The organism is Nocardioides proteolyticus (assembly GCF_051280635.3).
GTDB lineage: Bacteria > Actinomycetota > Actinomycetes > Propionibacteriales > Nocardioidaceae > Nocardioides.
On record NZ_JBNBPO030000007.1, the window covers coordinates 15,958 to 32,015 of the forward strand.

18 protein-coding genes and 1 other RNA gene are annotated in these 16,058 nt (G+C 73.0%); 10 read left to right on the plus strand and 9 right to left on the minus strand.

The features are described from left to right. Positions 1-13 precede the first annotated feature (13 nt). Complete coding sequence (yaaA, locus tag ACPOLA_RS05750; protein ID WP_435769446.1) at positions 14-793, minus strand: peroxide stress protein YaaA; 780 nt, start codon at positions 791-793, stop codon at positions 14-16. 23 nt (positions 794-816) lie between these two features. On the opposite strand from yaaA, the gene ACPOLA_RS05755 reads away from it, so the two are divergent. Together ACPOLA_RS05755 and ACPOLA_RS05760 are read left to right on the plus strand one after the other, a co-directional pair. Continuing rightward, the gene (locus ACPOLA_RS05755; RefSeq protein WP_435769447.1) at positions 817-2,247 is read left to right on the plus strand and encodes an RNB domain-containing ribonuclease; all 1,431 of its coding nucleotides are present in this window, start codon (positions 817-819) and stop codon (positions 2,245-2,247) included. Beyond that, a complete protein-coding gene (locus ACPOLA_RS05760; RefSeq protein ID WP_435769448.1) occupies positions 2,247-2,783 on the plus strand; it encodes a bifunctional adenosylcobinamide kinase/adenosylcobinamide-phosphate guanylyltransferase in 537 nt (178 codons plus the stop codon). The genes ACPOLA_RS05755 and ACPOLA_RS05760 overlap by 1 nt, the downstream gene beginning before the upstream one ends. Positions 2,784-2,795: 12 nt before the next feature. Here the strand turns inward: ACPOLA_RS05760 and ACPOLA_RS05765 are convergent, their stop codons facing one another. Together ACPOLA_RS05765 and cobT are read right to left on the minus strand one after the other, a co-directional pair. Next, positions 2,796-3,572, minus strand: coding sequence for an adenosylcobinamide-GDP ribazoletransferase (locus tag ACPOLA_RS05765; RefSeq protein WP_435769449.1), 777 nt, complete (start codon positions 3,570-3,572; stop codon positions 2,796-2,798). Continuing rightward, positions 3,569-4,612: a nicotinate-nucleotide--dimethylbenzimidazole phosphoribosyltransferase gene (gene cobT, locus ACPOLA_RS05770; protein ID WP_435769450.1), complete on the minus strand. Its 1,044-nt coding sequence runs from the start codon at positions 4,610-4,612 to the stop codon at positions 3,569-3,571. The genes ACPOLA_RS05765 and cobT overlap by 4 nt, the downstream gene beginning before the upstream one ends. Positions 4,613-4,910: 298 nt before the next feature. Here cobT and ACPOLA_RS05775 point away from each other — a divergent pair, with 298 nt between their 5' ends. Continuing rightward, complete coding sequence (locus ACPOLA_RS05775) at positions 4,911-5,441, plus strand: 2'-5' RNA ligase family protein (RefSeq protein WP_435769451.1); 531 nt, start codon at positions 4,911-4,913, stop codon at positions 5,439-5,441. 14 nt (positions 5,442-5,455) lie between these two features. On the opposite strand, the gene rnpB is transcribed toward ACPOLA_RS05775, so the two are convergent. Further along, positions 5,456-5,817, minus strand: an RNA gene (rnpB, locus tag ACPOLA_RS05780) — RNase P RNA component class A. A 51-nt stretch (positions 5,818-5,868) separates the two neighbouring features. Here rnpB and ACPOLA_RS05785 point away from each other — a divergent pair. The 5 genes from ACPOLA_RS05785 (at position 5,869) to ACPOLA_RS05805 (ending at position 9,189) form a co-directional block, all read left to right on the plus strand. Next, positions 5,869-6,309, plus strand: a complete 441-nt coding sequence (locus tag ACPOLA_RS05785) for a tetratricopeptide repeat protein (RefSeq protein WP_435769452.1) — start codon at positions 5,869-5,871, stop codon at positions 6,307-6,309. 21 nt (positions 6,310-6,330) lie between these two features. Next, positions 6,331-6,516 (plus strand): hypothetical protein, encoded by a 186-nt coding sequence (locus ACPOLA_RS05790; protein ID WP_435769453.1) that lies wholly within the window; start codon positions 6,331-6,333, stop codon positions 6,514-6,516. Between the two features lie 3 nt (positions 6,517-6,519). Further along, positions 6,520-6,828, plus strand: coding sequence for a hypothetical protein (locus tag ACPOLA_RS05795; protein ID WP_435769454.1), 309 nt, complete (start codon positions 6,520-6,522; stop codon positions 6,826-6,828). Positions 6,829-6,880: 52 nt separating this feature from the next. After that, positions 6,881-7,444 carry an HhH-GPD-type base excision DNA repair protein gene (locus tag ACPOLA_RS05800; protein ID WP_435769455.1) on the plus strand — a complete coding sequence of 188 codons (564 nt, stop codon included), beginning with the start codon at positions 6,881-6,883 and terminating at the stop codon, positions 7,442-7,444. A gap of 206 nt (positions 7,445-7,650) precedes the next feature. Then, the gene (locus ACPOLA_RS05805; RefSeq protein WP_435769563.1) at positions 7,651-9,189 is read left to right on the plus strand and encodes an RNA polymerase sigma factor; all 1,539 of its coding nucleotides are present in this window, start codon (positions 7,651-7,653) and stop codon (positions 9,187-9,189) included. A gap of 286 nt (positions 9,190-9,475) precedes the next feature. Here the strand turns inward: ACPOLA_RS05805 and ACPOLA_RS05810 are convergent, their stop codons facing one another. Beyond that, entirely contained in the window at positions 9,476-9,697 is a 222-nt protein-coding gene (locus ACPOLA_RS05810) for a DUF7455 domain-containing protein (protein WP_435769456.1), read from the minus strand. Positions 9,698-10,033: 336 nt separating this feature from the next. Here ACPOLA_RS05810 and ACPOLA_RS05815 point away from each other — a divergent pair, with 336 nt between their 5' ends. Continuing rightward, a complete protein-coding gene (locus ACPOLA_RS05815; protein ID WP_435769564.1) occupies positions 10,034-12,100 on the plus strand; it encodes a DNA gyrase/topoisomerase IV subunit B in 2,067 nt (688 codons plus the stop codon). 10 nt (positions 12,101-12,110) lie between these two features. After that, positions 12,111-12,482, plus strand: a complete 372-nt coding sequence (locus ACPOLA_RS05820; RefSeq protein WP_435769457.1) for a hypothetical protein — start codon at positions 12,111-12,113, stop codon at positions 12,480-12,482. Positions 12,483-12,497: 15 nt separating this feature from the next. Here the strand turns inward: ACPOLA_RS05820 and ACPOLA_RS05825 are convergent, their stop codons facing one another. The 4 genes from ACPOLA_RS05825 to ACPOLA_RS05840 are packed head-to-tail and all read right to left on the minus strand — an operon-like array spanning position 12,498 to position 16,056. Further along, the gene (locus ACPOLA_RS05825; RefSeq protein ID WP_435769458.1) at positions 12,498-12,998 is read right to left on the minus strand and encodes a hypothetical protein; all 501 of its coding nucleotides are present in this window, start codon (positions 12,996-12,998) and stop codon (positions 12,498-12,500) included. A gap of 50 nt (positions 12,999-13,048) precedes the next feature. Continuing rightward, entirely contained in the window at positions 13,049-13,552 is a 504-nt protein-coding gene (locus ACPOLA_RS05830) for a beta-class carbonic anhydrase (RefSeq protein WP_435769459.1), read from the minus strand. An 11-nt stretch (positions 13,553-13,563) separates the two neighbouring features. Then, the gene (locus tag ACPOLA_RS05835) at positions 13,564-15,273 is read right to left on the minus strand and encodes an MFS transporter (RefSeq protein WP_435769460.1); all 1,710 of its coding nucleotides are present in this window, start codon (positions 15,271-15,273) and stop codon (positions 13,564-13,566) included. Positions 15,274-15,282: 9 nt separating this feature from the next. Then, positions 15,283-16,056 (minus strand): LppX_LprAFG lipoprotein, encoded by a 774-nt coding sequence (locus ACPOLA_RS05840; protein ID WP_435769461.1) that lies wholly within the window; start codon positions 16,054-16,056, stop codon positions 15,283-15,285. Positions 16,057-16,058 lie beyond the last annotated feature (2 nt).

Genomic DNA, 16,058 nt, shown 5'->3' on the forward strand with positions numbered 1-16,058 from the left:
CGGCGGGCCGGGCTCAGAGCTCGCTGACCACCACGTCGAGCCGGGTGCCCCTGCCGGTGGGCTGCCCGACCTCCACCGCCCAGCCGAGCCGCTCGAGGGCGCCCGCCAGGCCGGCCGGCGTGCTGGGGTCGGCACCGTCCTCCAGGAGGGCGCGGACGATCCGGCCCTTCGTGGCCTTGTTGAAGTGGCTGACCACCTTGCGAGTGCCGTCGTGCTCGTGGAGCACGCGCACGGTGGCGACCTGCGGCGCGAGCTCCGGACCCGGCCGCCAGAACCCGCCGTAGGTGCCGGACCTCAGGTCGACGAGGAGGCCGCGGCCCAGCTGCTCGGGCAGCACCGGGTCGAGCGCCGCGCGCCAGACGCCGGCCACCGCACCGAGCCCCGGGAGGGACGCGTCGCCGGAGAGCCGGTAGGCCGGGATCCGGTCACCGGGCCGGACCAGTCCGAAGAGGGCCGAGGTGACCGCGACGCGGGCCGCGGCGCGCCGCTTCCCCGACGGGGACAGCGTCGCGATGTCGAGTGCGTCGTAGAGCACGCCGGTGTAGACCCGGTCGGCCCGCGCGGTCGGTGCGTCCGGCAGCGCGGCGTTGCGCTCGACCAGCTCCCGCTGACCGGCGGACAGGCCCAGGACGGCGGCCGCCTCGTCCCGGTCGCCCCGGCAGAGGGCGACCAGTGACTCCAGCACCGTCCGGCGGGTGTCGGTGAGGGCGGGCAGGGACAGGGCGGCCAGGTCGAGCGGGCGCCCGCGCGCCGGCGCCGTCTTCCCCTCGCTCGGCGGCAGCAGGATGAGCACGGCCCAACGATAGGGTCGGCCGCATGCCGAGCAACGTCGTGGTCCGGGTCCGCGCGACCTCCCCGGCGCTGCAGGAGGGGCTGGCGGCGATCGCCGCCGAGCTGGAGCTCCCGTCGGGGTTCCCGCCGGAGGTGACCGCGGCGGCGGAGGAGGCGGCCGCGAGCGTCGTACGCCATGACCTGGACCGCACCGACATCCCGTTCGTCACCATCGACCCGGAGGGCTCGATGGATCTCGACCAGGCGCTGCACATCGAGCGCGCCGGCGACGGCTTCCGGGTCCACTACGCCATCGCCGACGTCGCCGCGTTCGTGCGCCCCGGCGACCCCGTGGACCGCGAGGCGCACCGGCGTGGGGAGACCCTGTACGGCGCGGGCGAGCGGGTGCCGCTGCATCCGCCGGTCCTCTCCGAGGGCGCCGCGTCGCTGCTGCCCGACCAGGTGCGGCCGGCGCTGCTGTGGACCCTCACCGTCGCCGCGGACGGCGACTGCACCGGGGTGCACGTGGAGCGGGCGATGGTGCGCTCCGTCGAGCGGCTGTCGTACGTCGACGCGCAGCGCCAGGTGGACGGCGCCACCGCCGGTGACGTGGTCGGGCTGCTCGCCGAGCTGGGCCCGCTGCGCCTGGCCCAGGAGCGCGCGCGAGGAGGCGTCTCCCTGCCGCTGCCCGAGCAGGAGGTCGAGGAGAGCGGCGGCGGCTTCACCCTGACCTTCCGTGAGCAGCTCCCGGTCGAGCAGTGGAACGCGCAGGTCTCGCTGATGACCGGCATGGCGGCGGCGTCGCTGATGGTGCGGGCGCGGATCGGCATCCTCCGCACCCTTCCCCCGGCCGACCCGCGCGACGTGACCCAGCTGCGCCGTGTCGCGCGAGCGCTGGGCATCGCGTGGCCGGAGCGCCTCGACTACCCGGAGCTGGTGCGCTCGCTGGACCCGGCCGACCCGGCCCACCAGGCCATGGTCGTCGCGTGCACCCGCCTGCTCCGCGGCAGCGGCTACGCCGCCTTCGACGGCGGCCTGCCGGAGCAGACCCGGCACGCCGCGATCGCCGCCGAGTACGGCCACGTCACGGCGCCGCTGCGCCGGCTGGGCGACCGCTACGCGGGCGAGGTCTGCCTCGCGGTGTGCGCCGGCGAGCCGGTGCCTGAGTGGGTCCGGACCGTGCTGCCCAACCTCCCCGGTGAGCTGCAGGAGTCCGCTCGGCGCGCCGGCTCCTACGAGCGCGCCGTGCTCGACCTGCTTGAGGCGGCGGTGCTGGCCGGCCGCGTCGGCGAGGAGTTCGACGGCGTCGTCACCAGCGTCCGCGAGCGCGACCCGCAGGCGGGCGTGGTGCTGCTCGCCGAGGTCGGCGTCGAGGCGCCGGTGACCTCGGAGCGCCCGCTGCCGCTGGGGGAGCCGGTCCGTGCCCGGCTGGTCACGGCCGACGTCGCCGCCCGCAAGGTCGCGTTCTCGGTCTGATGGGCGGCGCGATCGGCAGGGTCCTGGTCACCGGCGGCGTGCGGTCCGGCAAGTCGCGCCACGCCGAGGCGCTCCTCGCCGACGTCGGACCGGTCACCTACGTCGCCGCAGGACCTCAGTACGACGACGCCGACTGGGCCGTGCGGGTGGCCGCTCACCGTGCCCGCCGACCGGACACCTGGTCGACGCTGGAGACGCACGACCTCGCCGACGCCCTCCGCCGGGTTCGCGGTCCGGTCCTCGTCGACTGCCTCGGCACCTGGCTGACGGCCGCGATCGACGAGGCAGGCCTGTGGGAGGCCCCGGTCGAGGAGGCGGAGGCCCACGTGCTCGGCCTGGCCGCCGACGCGGTCGTCGCGCTCGAGGCGGCCACGGCACCGGTGGTGGTGGTCACCAACGAGGTCGGCCTGGGCGTGGTGCCCGAGCACCGCAGCGGTCGGCTCTTCCGCGACCTGCTCGGCGGCGTCAACCAGCGTGTGGCCGCGGCCTGCGACGAGGTGCACCTCGTGGTCGCCGGCCGGGTGCTCCGGCTCTAGGCGTACCGGCCCTCAGGACCAGGTCGACGCGGCGAGGCCGAGGAGCAGGACGGCCAGGGTGACCTCGATCGCGGCGCCGAAGACGTCGCCGGTCACACCCCCGAAGCGGCGGACGGCGTGCACGGTCAGCGCGACGACGGCCAGGGCCGCGACGGCGACGGTCACCGGCCCGCGCACCGGGTCGACGAGCGCCGCCAGCCCGGCCAGCGCCGCCCAGCCGGCTGCCGCGGCGGCGACGGGCACCCGGCGGGCGAAGGTCACCCCTAGGCCGCCGGCCCGCGCCGGCGGCACCACCGAGCTGCACGTGATCCAGAGGGCGGCCCTGGACCCGCACACCAGGGCGCCGGCCACGACCGGGCCGCGCACGCCGTCGGTCCAGCCGGCGAACCACATCAGCCCGGCCGCCTGGGCGCCGAGCACCACGACGAGCGCCACGACGCCGGCCGGTCCGGCGGTGCCGCTCCTCATCACCGCCAGCGAACGCTCCCGGTCGTAGGACGACGTCAGGCCGTCGGCGGTGTCGGAGAGGCCGTCGAGGTGGAGCGCCCGGCTGCCGACGGCGAGCGCCCCGAGCGCGACGAAGGCGACGGCGAGCGAGGGGACGTCCAGCCGGCCGCCGAGCCAGCAGATCACCGCGACGACGACGCCCAGCGGCAGCACGGCCAGGGGAGCGAGCAGCAGCGCGCCGGTCGCCGTACCGGGTGTCACCGTCAGGACCGGGGGCACGCGGACCGCGGTGAGCATGCCCACCGCGAGGCGCAGGCTCCGCCCGACGTGTGCGAGCGTCACGACGGCGGCATCAGCTCGGAGAGCAGCGCGACGTCGCGGAGCAGGGCGACCGCCGAGCGCAGCACGGGCACGGCGGCCACCGCGCCGGAGCCCTCGCCCAGGCGCAGCCCCAGGTCGAGGACCGGCTCGATGCCGAGCTTGTCCAGGGCCAGGGACTGGGCGGGCTCGGTCGAGCGGTGACCGGCGGCGAACCAGGCCCGGGCGCCGGGCGCCAACCGTTCCGCGGTGAGGGCACAGGCCACGGACATCAGCCCGTCCAGGAGGACCGGCACGCCGCGCTGGGCCGCCTCCACCAGGTAGCCGACGGTGGCGGCGAGGTCGGCGCTGCCCACGGCCGTCAGCGTCTCCACGGGATCGCCGAGGCGGGAGCCCGCGCGGTCCAGCGCCTGCTGGACGACGTCCTGCTTGTGGGCCAGCACGGCGTCGTCGACGCCGGTGCCGCGGCCGGTCACCTCGACGGCGGGCAGGCCCAGCGCGGCGGCGACCAGCGCGGCCGCCGGCGTGGTGTTGCCGATGCCCATGTCACCGGAGAGCAGGAGCTGCGCACCGGCGTCGATCTCCTCGCGGGCCACGGCACGTCCGGCATCCAGCGCCCGCGTCGTCTCCTCGGCCGTGAGGGCGTCCTCCAGGTGGATGGCGCCACTCCCGCGCCGCACCTTCCACGCCTGGACGTCGGGCGGCACCCCGTCGAGCTCGTCGTCCACGCCGAGGTCGAGCACCCGCACCTGTACGCCGTGGGCGGCGGCCAGGGCGGAGACGCCGGCACGCCCGGCGACGAAGGTGCGGACCATCGCGGGCGTGATGGCCGGGGGGTAGGCCGAGACGCCGTGGGCCGCCACACCGTGGTCGCCGGCGAAGATCACCAGCCGCACGTTGCGCAGCTGGTCCGGCGGGACGCGTCCCTGGGTCGCGCACAGCCACACGGCGAGCTCGCCGAGGCGGCCCAGCGCACCGGCCGGCGTCGCGAGCCCGCCCAGGCGCTCGGTGGCCGCCGCGGTGACCTCGGGGTCCGGGGGAGTGCAGGCGAGAGGGTGGTCCATGGGGGGAACCTATCGCCAGCAGGCCGCCCCGAGCGTCAGACGGTCAGCGCCACCAGCACTGCGAAGACCAGCAGCAGCCCGAGCACGAGCAGGATGCCCGAGAGCTCGGACACCTCGGTATGGTCCTCCACCTCAGGAATGTTCGTCGTCATGTGATTCCCCCATCTCCGATGACCAGCGACGGCCCCTCTTCCCCAGGTGCCGGTCCGCTCTCGGTTGTGTCGATCCCGTCGGGGCGGGGCCCCATCGCCCCGACTCCCGTCACGCGGTGACCGTCCGGCTGTGCCAGGCTGCCGCCATGTCCGAGGCGGCCGGCCACTCCGTGCTGGTTGTTCCGGTACCCGCCCTGGAGGCCTGCATCCGGGGCCGCTGGCAGCACTACGACGCGACGTGGGTCTCATCGGACCCGGCGTTCACCCACGCGCACGTCACCGCCCTCGCCCCGTTCCTGTCCCGTCCGTCCGTCGCGGACCTGGCCCGGGTCGCGGCCGTCGCGGCGACGACGCCCGCCTTCGGGTTCACCCTCGAGCGACTCGGCCGCTTCGCCGACGGGACCCTCCACCTGCTGCCCGACCCCGCGGCGCCGTTCGCGACGCTCACCGCCCGGCTCTGGGCGGAGTTCCCGGCCTGCCCGCCGTACGCGGGGGAGTTCGCCGACGTCGTACCGCACCTCACCGTGGACCGCGTCGGACCCGGCGTGACCCCGGAGTCGGTACGACGCGAGCTGGCCGACCTGCTGCCGCTGACCACCCGCGCCGAGCGCCTCGAGCTCCACTGGTACGCCGCCGGCGACTGCCACGTGATGGAGAGCTGGCCCTTGCGGGGCTGAACCGGCTGGGCTGGTGGACGGGCTGGCCTGTAAGCCGGGTTCTGTCGAGGGCGACCATCCATCTAGGGCTGCCGTTGCCGACAGCCTCCAGCGGCCTACCCGCACGCTCGGGCGAGCAGCCCTCGGGCGCGTGCTGTCTGGCCTTGCTCCGGGTGGGGTTTGCCTAGCTGCACCGGTCGCCCGGTGCACTGGTGGGCTCTTGCCCCACCGTTTCACCCTTGCCGCCGCTCCGGAGAGCGGAGGCGGTCTGTTCTCTGTGGCACTGTCCCGCGGGTCACCCCGGGTGGGCGTTACCCACCACCCTGCTCTGCGGAGCCCGGACTTTCCTCGGGACCTCGCCTCGCGGCGGTGGTCACGCGGTCGCCCGGCCAGCCCGTCCGCCTCAAGGGTAGAGGAACAACCGCCTCCGGGGGATAGTGGAGGGACCATGACCGAGCCCGAACCCGAGCTGAGCATCCAGGCCCCGGCGATCGTCTTCCCCGGCGCGACGACCCGCCACGAGACCGCCTTCCGCACCGCCCACGACCTGCTGAGCCGCCGCGCGCCGCGCGAGGCGCTGGAGGTGATCGAGCCCGCGCTCGAGGAGGAGCCACATAACCGTGGCCTGCGCACCCTGCGCGCGTGGGCCTACCTGATGCGCGCCCAGCTGCAGCGGGCGACCGACGAGCTGACCGAGCTCGTCGCCGACGACCCGTCGGACTCCTGGGCCCGGCACGCGCTGGGCCGTGCGCTGGAGCGACAGTCGCGACTGGACGAGGCGCTGCCGCACCTCCGGCTCGCGGCTGCGATGACCGGCGACCCCGAGCACGAGGTCGACGTGCTGCGCGTCGAGCGGCTGGCCGGGAAGATCCAGCCCGCGGGCGAGTAGCCAGCGAGTAGGTTGAGGGGCATGGCGTTCTGGTTCTGCCTCAAGCACCACGCGGTCGAGGGCGACGCAGGTTGCCCGAGCAAGGACCGGCTCGGTCCCTACGAGACCGAGGCCGAGGCGGCTCGCGCCCTCGAGAAGGCCGCCGAGCGCACCGAGGCCTGGGACGAGGACCCGGTCTGGAACGACGACCCCGTCGAGGACCGGTAGCCGGTGCCGCTGTCGCGTCGCCGCCGGGTGCGCCCGGTGGCCGTCGACCCCGCCACGGGACGGACCATCTCGCCGTGGCCGTTCGTCGGGCTCGTGCTGGTCGTCTCGTCGTTCTTTCTGTACGCCGCCGCAGGGCTGCTCGCCCCGACGTGGGCGGTGGTGGTGCTGCTGCTCACCTGGGTCGTGATGTTCGCGCTCTGCTTCGTGTGGTGGTCGCGACCGCGGCGGGTGATGGCGCTGGGCGTGCTGTCCTTCGTGTGGTGGTTCGCGGCGATCACCGCCGGCGGGGTGCTCCTCGACTGGACCGCCTGACCACCCTCGGCCCACGCTCGGCACGGCGCCCGCGCTGCGGCATCCTTGGGCCATGGCCATCCACATCACCGACGACCCCGCGGCCGACGAGCTGCTCTCCACGAACCCGTTCGCGCTCCTGGTCGGGATGATGCTGGACCAGCAGTACCCCATGGAGCACGCCTTCCTCGGCCCGCAGAAGGTGGTCTCCCGCTTCGGCAGCTTCGACCCGGAGAAGATCGCCGCCGCGGATCCGGAGGAGTTCGTCGCGCTGTGCTCGACCACGCCGGCGATCCACCGGTTCCCGGGCTCGATGGCCGCCCGGCTCCAGGAGCTGGCCCGGATCGTCACCGAGGAGTACGACGGCGACGCGGCGCGGATCTGGACCGGTGCCGCGGATGCCAAGGAGCTCGCGCGGCGGCTGCAGTCCCTGCCGGGCTTCGGCGCGCAGAAGGTGCGGATCTTCGTCGCGCTCCTGGCCAAGCAGCTCGACGTACGACCGGAGGGCTGGGAGAAGGTGGCCGGTGACTACGCGCTGGACGGCCACCGGTCGGTCGCCGACGTGGTGGACCCGGCGTCGCTCCAGAAGGTCCGGGACTACAAGAAGGCCAAGAAGGCCGCCGCCAAGGCGGAGTGACCCTGCGGATCTCGCCCGCGACAGAGCCGGCGGCGGGCCGGGGGGCGGGCCGGCGGCGGGCCGAATGTCGGCCTCCTTCGGGCAGCGTGGCAGAATGGCTGGGCGGTCTTGACGCCTCCGGGCTTCGCCGCGCCCAAGACCACAAAGCCGTACCAGCCTGACCGGTCCAGCGCCCCGCTGGATGTCGCCAGTATCGAGAGGTGTTCGTGTCCTCGAACCATCGTCCGGTCCCGCCCGCCGTGCTCACGCACCCCTCCATCGTCGCGCTGATCGACCGGGCCGCTCCGGCCGGCAGCGTCGCTGCGGAGGACCTCCGGCAGGCCTTCGCCGCGGCCGAGGTCGCCCCGGCGCACCTGAAGCCGCTGATGGCCCACCTGACCGGCCTCGGTATCTCGGTGGAGCTCGGCAGCCCCCAGGAGCAGCGCGCCGTGGCCGCGTCCTCGGCGCGCAAGACGACCACCGCCACCACCGCCAAGAAGTCGACGGCGAAGAAGGCGGCCGCTCCGGCCAAGAAGGCCCCCGCCAAGAAGGCCGCGGCGCCGGCGAAGAAGGCGGCGCCGGCCAAGGGCGACGCGCCGGCCGACGAGGTGGCTCCCGACGAGGCCGAGCTCGAGACCGTCGACCTCGCCGACCTCGAGGTGGAGGTCGAGCTCGAGGTGGAGGCGCCGGTCGTCGGCCCCGACGGCAAGAAGGTCCTTCCCGACCTGCCGGACGAGCAGTTCGAGAAGGACGTCGCGACCGACCCGACGATCAAGGAGGACGAGAAGGAGGCCTCCTTCGTCGTCTCCACCGCCGACGACACCGACGAGCCCGAGCAGCAGGTCATGGTCGCGGGCGCGACCGCCGACCCGGTCAAGGACTACCTCAAGCAGATCGGCAAGGTCCCGCTGCTCAACGCCGAGATGGAGGTCGAGCTCGCCAAGCGGATCGAGGCCGGCCTCTTCGCGGAGGAGAAGCTGGCCAAGGGCGGCAAGATCTCGGCCAAGCTCGAGGAGGAGCTCGAGTGGATCGCCGAGGACGGCCGCCGCGCCAAGAACCACCTCCTCGAGGCCAACCTGCGCCTCGTGGTCTCGCTGGCCAAGCGCTACACCGGCCGCGGCATGCTCTTCCTCGACCTGATCCAGGAGGGCAACCTCGGCCTGATCCGTGCGGTCGAGAAGTTCGACTACACCAAGGGCTACAAGTTCTCCACGTACGCGACGTGGTGGATCCGCCAGGCGATCACCCGCGCGATGGCCGACCAGGCCCGCACCATCCGGATCCCGGTGCACATGGTCGAGGTCATCAACAAGCTGGCCCGCGTGCAGCGCCAGATGCTCCAGGACCTCGGTCGGGAGCCCACGCCGGAGGAGCTCGCGAAGGAGCTCGACATGACTCCGGAAAAGGTCGTCGAGGTCCAGAAGTACGGCCGCGAGCCGATCTCGCTGCACACCCCGCTCGGCGAGGACGGCGACTCCGAGTTCGGTGACCTGATCGAGGACTCCGAGGCGATCGTCCCGGCCGACGCGGTGAGCTTCACGCTGCTGCAGGAGCAGCTGCACGCCGTCCTCGACACCCTCTCCGAGCGTGAGGCGGGGGTCGTGTCGATGCGGTTCGGCCTCACCGACGGTCAGCCCAAGACGCTCGACGAGATCGGCAAGGTCTACGGCGTCACGCGCGAGCGGATCCGGCAGATCGAGTCGAAGACCATGTCGAAGCTGCGCCACCCCTCGCGGTCGCAGGTGCTGCGCGACTACCTGGACTGAGCGGCCGGGGTATGGGTCGGTCCCGGCGGGGCACCGCCGGGACACCATGTTCTTCTTCTTCAGCAACAAGCTCGGCTGCGCCGGATCGATCGCCGTCTCCCTGATCGGGAGCCTGGTGCTGATCGCCCTCCTGATGCTGATCCTCTGAGCAGCCCGTCCGTCCCCGTCCGGCCCTCGCGTCGCCGACTGGCGCCGGCGCGGAGAATGCGAGGAGCCCCGAGGCAGTGCCTCGGGGCTCCTCGACGTCGCGTCGCCGGGTCCGGCCGCGTCGGGCCGGGTGTCCGACTCAGTCGGCGGCCGGGCTCGGCTTCTCGGTCAGCTTGTGGGTCTCGTCCTGCACCGTCACCGCGATCTCCTTGAGCCGGTCACCGTGCTCGCGGGCGTGGTGGGCGCAGAAGAGAAGCTCGCCACCGGAGGCGAGCTCGACGCGGAGGTAGGCCTGGGCACCGCAACGGTCGCAACGGTCCTCGGCGGTCAGCGGAGCGCTGGGAGCAACAGTAGTTGTCACTTGCGGCCTCTCTTTCGTCGTCAACACCCATATCGGGTGATGCCGGGATCAACGTAGCGACTGGGTCAAAGATTCCCGTCCCCGTGTGGTCAACGGCACGTTCATCCAACCACCTGAGGAACTGGGGATGTCCGATTTTCCAAGGCCTGAAACCTCCCTGTGACCATCCGAGCCATCGGCGTCTCCGGTCCGACCGGTCCCGAGCCCGGCTGAGCCATCGTGTACCTGTAGGTACCCCGTGCGCCTGCACTGATGCCCGGCGTGTCGCAGGTAGATTCAGACCCTGCCAACGACCGAGTCGCCGTCCGGTGACGAACCCGATCCTCCGAGGAGCCGATCATCGCCGACAACACCTACAACGCAGCCCACCTCCTGGTCCTGGAGGGCCTCGAGGCGGTGCGGAAGCGTCCGGGGATGTACATCGGCTCCACCGACACCCGGGGCCTGATGCACTGCCTCTGGGAGATCATCGACAACGGTGTGGACGAGGCGCTCGGCGGGCACGCGCGGCGGGTGGAGGTGACCCTCCACCCCGACGACTCCGTCGAGGTCCACGACGACGGCCGCGGCATCCCGACGGACAAGGAGCCGAAGACCGGGCTGCCCGGCGTCGAGGTCGTGGCGACCAAGCTCCACGCCGGCGGCAAGTTCGGCGGCGGCTCGTACGTCGCCACGGGCGGGCTCCACGGCGTCGGGCTGTCCGTGGTCAACGCGCTCTCCAGCCGGATGGACATCGACGTCGAGCGCTCCCCGGCGGTGCAGGGGCTCAGCTTCCAGCGGGGCCTGCCGGGCGTCTTCGACGGCGACGGCCCGGATGCACCGTTCCGGCCGGCCTCCGGGCTCACGCGGAAGGGCGGCCGGGTCGCGAAGGGCCGCAGCGGCACCCGGATCCGGTTCTGGCCGGACCGCCAGATCTTCACCAAGGACGCCGACTTCGTCCTCGAGGGGCTCATCGGCCGGGCTCGGCAGACGTCGTTCATCGTGCCGGGCCTGGAGCTGGTGATCCGCGACCTTCGTGGCCCGGAGCCGACGGAGGAGAAGTTCCGCCACGACGGCGGCATCACCGAGTTCTGCGACTTCCTCGCGCACGACGAGCCGCTGACCGACGTCCTGCGCCTGCAGGGCAGCGACACCTTCACCGAGACCGTGCCGCTGCTCGACGAGCAGGGCCACATGACGCCCCAGGACGTCGAGCGCGAGCTCACCGTCGACGTGGCGGTGCGCTGGGGCACGGGCTACGACACCGAGCTCCGCTCCTTCGTCAACGTGATCGCCACGCCCAAGGGCGGCACCCACGTGGCCGGCTTCGAGGCGGCGCTGACCAAGACCTTCAACGACGCGATGCGGGCCACCAAGGCGCTGAAGGTCAACGACGACGACGTGATCAAGGACGACATCCTGGAGGGCCTCACCGCGGTGGTGACGGTCCGCCTCGCGGAGCCGCAGTTCGAGGGACAGACCAAGGAGATCCTCGGCACGCCGGCCGCGCGCGGCGTGGTCCGCAAGGTCGTGGCCCAGCAGCTCAAGGAGTTCCTGACCTCGACCAAGCGGGCCGAGAAGGCGCAGGCCAAGCTCCTGATGGAGAAGGTGGTCGCGGCCTCCAAGACGCGGATCGCGGCCCGCCAGCACAAGGAGACCCAGCGCCGGAAGAACGCACTGGAGTCCTCGACCCTGCCCGCCAAGCTCGCCGACTGCCGGGCGACCGACAACGAGCGCACCGAGCTCTTCATCGTCGAGGGCGACTCGGCGCTCGGCACCGCGAAGCTCGCCCGCAACGCCGAGTTCCAGGCGCTGCTGCCGATCCGCGGCAAGATCCTCAACGTCCAGAAGGCGTCCGTGGGCGACATGCTCAAGAACGCCGAGTGCGCGTCGATCATCCAGGTCGTCGGCGCCGGGTCCGGCCGCACCTTCGAGCTCGACGCGCGGCGCTACGGGCGGATCATCTTCATGGCCGACGCCGACTCCGACGGCGCCCACATCCGGTGCCTGCTCGCCACGCTGTTCTTCAAGTACATGCCCGACCTCATCGCGGACGGCCGCGTCTACTCCGCCGTGCCACCGCTGCACCGGATCGAGATCTCCAACCCGCGCAAGGGGCAGGACAAGTACGTCTACACCTACTCCGACGACGAGCTCCAGCGGAAGCTCGCCGAGCTGAAGAAGAAGAACGTGCGGTGGAAGGACCCCGTCCAGCGCTACAAGGGGCTCGGCGAGATGGACGCCGACCAGCTCGCGGAGACGACCATGGATCCGCGGCGGCGCACGCTCCGGCGGCTGACGGTCGACGACGCCGAGGAGGCGATGCACGTCTTCGAGCTGTTGATGGGATCGGAGGTCGCGCCGCGCAAGGACTTCATCGTCCAGGGCGCCTACGAGGTCGACATGGAGACCCTCGACGCGTGACGATCGGCCGATGACGGTGAGCTCCGACCGAGCGGCGGTGGTCAAGGCGCTCAAGGCGCGGGGTGCGCGGCCTCGGCGGGGCCACCTGCGGCTGGCGGTCGGCGACCTCTACTGGTACGTCGACGTGCGTGCCGACGGCGTCGGTCCGCGGGCGGCGCTCCGGCTGGAGGTCGGCTGCTGGACCCCGCCGCTGCCGGAGCCCGAGGGCGGTGCGGTCGACTGCCCGCTGCTCGTCGAGGTGCCGCTCGGCGCCGACCCGGTCGCGGAGACCGAGCGTGCGCTCGACCTCGTCACCGGGATCGGGGACCTGCGGACCCTCGGGAGACGCCTGGACGAGTTGCCGGGCGCACTGGTCGACCGGGCGCTGCGCGACCTGCTCTGAGCCGGCGGGCCGCCGTCAGCCCTCGAGCAGCTCCTCGCTGTAGGGCGCCAGCGCCTCGTCGGTGCCGTAGACCAGGATGAACTGGTCGGCCGGCACGTAGGTCGGCCGCTGCTCGTCGACCCAGGCGTCGACGTGCGCCCACATCTCCTCCTCGGTCACGCCGGCGGTGCCCCAGTCGACGATGAGGAACTCGCCGCAGCGGTACTCCGTCTCGCCGTCGACGGCCTGCTTGCCGTCGCTCAGCTCGCACTCGAGGATCGCCGCCACCTGCTCGACCCGCGTGGGGTCGGGCGTGCCCTCGTCGGTCAGCGCGGTCGTGGCGTCCTCCGGAACCTCGGGCGTCTCGCTGGTGGCGGTGGAGGTGACCACTCCCGTCTCGTCGCCGGGGCTCGGGGAGGCCGTCGAGCCGGTGCTGCTGGGTGTCGCCTCCGGCCCGGAGTCGCCGGAGCCGTCGTCGCCGCAACCGGCGGCGAGCAGGACGACGGCGGTCACCACGGCTGCACGAAGACGCTTCACACCGACACCATAGGTCGGGTGCGCCTCCCGGCGGGCGGCCGGGTCGAGGGTCAGGCGTGCTGGGTGAGCAGCCCGGTGTCCACGTCGTACACGAAGCCGCCCACCTTGACGGACTCGGGGATCAGCGGGTGCGAGCGGACCTTCTGCACGTCCTCGCGGAGCGCGGCCTGCTGGTCCGGGATGACGTGGAAGGGCTGCCAGGTGGCGTCGGCACCGGCCGACTGGCCGACCTTCTCGCGCAGCTCGTCCTCGGTGTTGGCGGTCATCGCGCAGCGCGTGTGGGGGATCACCAGGACGCGGTCCACGTTGAGCAGGTGGACGCCGAGCACCAGCGCCTCCAGCGCGGCGGTCGTGACGCGGCCGCCGGGGTTGCGGAAGATCTTCGCGTCGCCGTGCTTCAGGCCGAGCATCCGCAGCGGGTCGATGCGGGAGTCCATGCAGGTCACGATGGCGACGCCGGCGTGCGCCTTGCCGTCGAACCCGCCGAGGTCGAAGTCGTCGGCGAACGCGCGGTTCGCCTTGAGCAGGTCGTCGAAGTCCGTGGATGCACCCATGGGCGCTGAGATTATCCGACGGCGCGGAGGGCGTCGGCCGTGTCCACCTCGCGGGTGCGGGCGCGCGAGAGCAGGGCGGCCGCGAGCGCTGCCGCGACGAACGCCGCCGCCGCGGCGCCGTCGAACACGGCCTGCTCCTGCAGGATGCCGAGCTCGGTGATGCTGAGGCTGGGATCCTCCTCCTGCGCGGCGTAGAGCCGGCGCAGGCCGATCGTCGTCAACGCCGAGATGCCGACGAGCATGCCGACCATCCGGGCGACCACGACGAGGGCGCTGGCGATGCCGTGCGTGTCGTCGTCGGTGGTGGCGAGGATCGCCGCGTTGACCGGAGCGAGGGCCAGGCCGAAGCCGAGCCCGCCGAGCACGAGCGGGACGTTGGACCAGGCCGAGGAGAGGCTGTCGGCATCCCACTGGCCCATGGCGAGGAAGGCCACGCCGGCCGCGACCATCCCGGCCGCCGTCAGGACGCCCGCATTGACCCGCCGCAACAGCCACCCGCCCACCACCGCACCCACCGGCAGGGCCGCGAGGAACCGGAGCAGGACCAGCGCCGCGCCCAGCTGGGACTCCCGCTCGGTCGTCGTGCGTGCGAAGAGCGGGATGTCGACCAGGGCCGCGATCAGCGCCCAGCCCGCCAGGAAGCTGACGAGGAGCGCTCCCCACGCTGGGGTGGGCCGCAACGCCCTGCGCGGGACGATGGGCGCGTCGGCACGCCGGAGGTGCACCAGCAGCAGCACCAGGGCCACCGCCGAGCCGAGCAGGAACCACGGGCCTTGCGGCGAGAAGACCGCGACCTCGGGGTCGGCGGTGGCGAAGGCGAGCACCACGCCGCCCAGCGCGACGGCCAGGAACAGCGCCCCCAAGAGGTCCGCCGCCAGGAGGTGGCGCAGCCACCCGCGAAGGTCGACCAGGGGCCTGCGGGCGTGCCAGCAGCGCAGGACGAGGACGGCGAACGCCGCGATCGTCACCAGTCCGATCGGGGTGACCCACCGGCTGCCTCCCTCGACGTAGGGGATGAACAGCCGACCCCAGGTCAGGTCACGCTGCACGCTGCCGGGCTGGACGAAGGTGACCAGGCCGCCGGCGAGGGTGACGAGGAGGGCGAGGAGGCCGATCAGGTCGGGGCGCCGCGGCGCGCCGGCAGCTGCGGTGGTGCCTGGGCCGCGGCGGCCCAGGGCGGCGACGGCGACGGCGAGCAGCACGCCGCCGGCGAGGTTGATCGCGAAGATCCCGCGCCAGGTGGTGAAGGAGAGGACGAGCGCGCCGAACAAAGGCCCCAGGACGCTTCCGAACTCCTGGACCGCCGAGACCACCCCGAGCGGGAGGCCGCGACGCTCGACGGGGTAGAGCAGCGCCACGAGCGACATCGTGGCCGGCACCAGGCCGCCGCCGCCGACGCCCTGGAGGAACCGTCCGGCGACCATGGTGGGGAGGTCGTAGGAGACGGCGGTGACCAGGGAGCCGAGCGCGAACAGCACCAGCGACATCCCGAGCACCGGCACTTGCCCGCGCAGGTCGGCGATCCGGCCGATGAGGGGCAGCATCGCGACGTAGCCGAGCAGGAACCCCGAGACGATGGGCGCCGCGCGCTGGAGCTGGTCCACGGGGATCCCGACGCCCGCCATCATGTCCGGCAGTGCCAGCACGACGACATAGGTGTCGATCGCGGCGAAGGCGACCGCGACCGCGCAGAAGGTCAGCAGCAGCCGGTCACGCGTCATCGCAGGAGGTCAGCGGGGCGCGCTGATGTCCTTGTCGACGTCGTACGCCGTCACCTCGATGACGTAGGTGACCGGCTCGGAGTCGGGGAAGAAGGTGCCGGTCATGTCCATCGACTGCAGCCTGCCGTCGCCGTCGACCCGGTAGGTGACGTCGTAGGAGTCGTCCTCGGCGCAGGGGAGCACCTCGCGGACCGCGTCGCCCGGCGCGGTGCCCGAGAAGGTGGTCAGCACCTCCTTGTTGTCCTGGCCGCCGCGCTCGGTGTCGCCCTCCTCGAGGTCCTCGCTGCTGGTGAGCACGTTGCCGACGCCCGTCTCCGGGTCGAGCAGCAGTGCCGGGTCGGGGGCGCACAGCTCGGCCGGCTGGTACTGGTCGGTCCACCCGATCACGGGGGCCTCCACCCACAGGGTGCCGTCGACGGAGATCACGTTGATGCTGCTGGCGTCGAACCCGCTCACGCGGCCGTCGACGGTGCCCTCGAAGGCGGGCGGCTCGGCGACGATGGTCCCGCTGGCGGCCGAGAGGTAGTCGACGCCCGGGTCGTCGCCGGTGCTCAGCTCGACCTCGACGCCGCTGGTCTCGTCGAGGTGCTCCTTGGCGCCGGCCATGACCTCGGCCGGCGTGACCTCTCCGTCGTCGTCGGCGTCGAGCTCCTGGTTGTTCGTGACGGTGTCGTCGGATCCTCCGGAGCAGGCGGCCAGGCCGGTGACGGCGAGCATCCCGGTGAGGACGCCGGCGGCCAGCCGGGCGGTACGGCGGCGAGGAAGTCCCGTCGTGGTCGTCATGG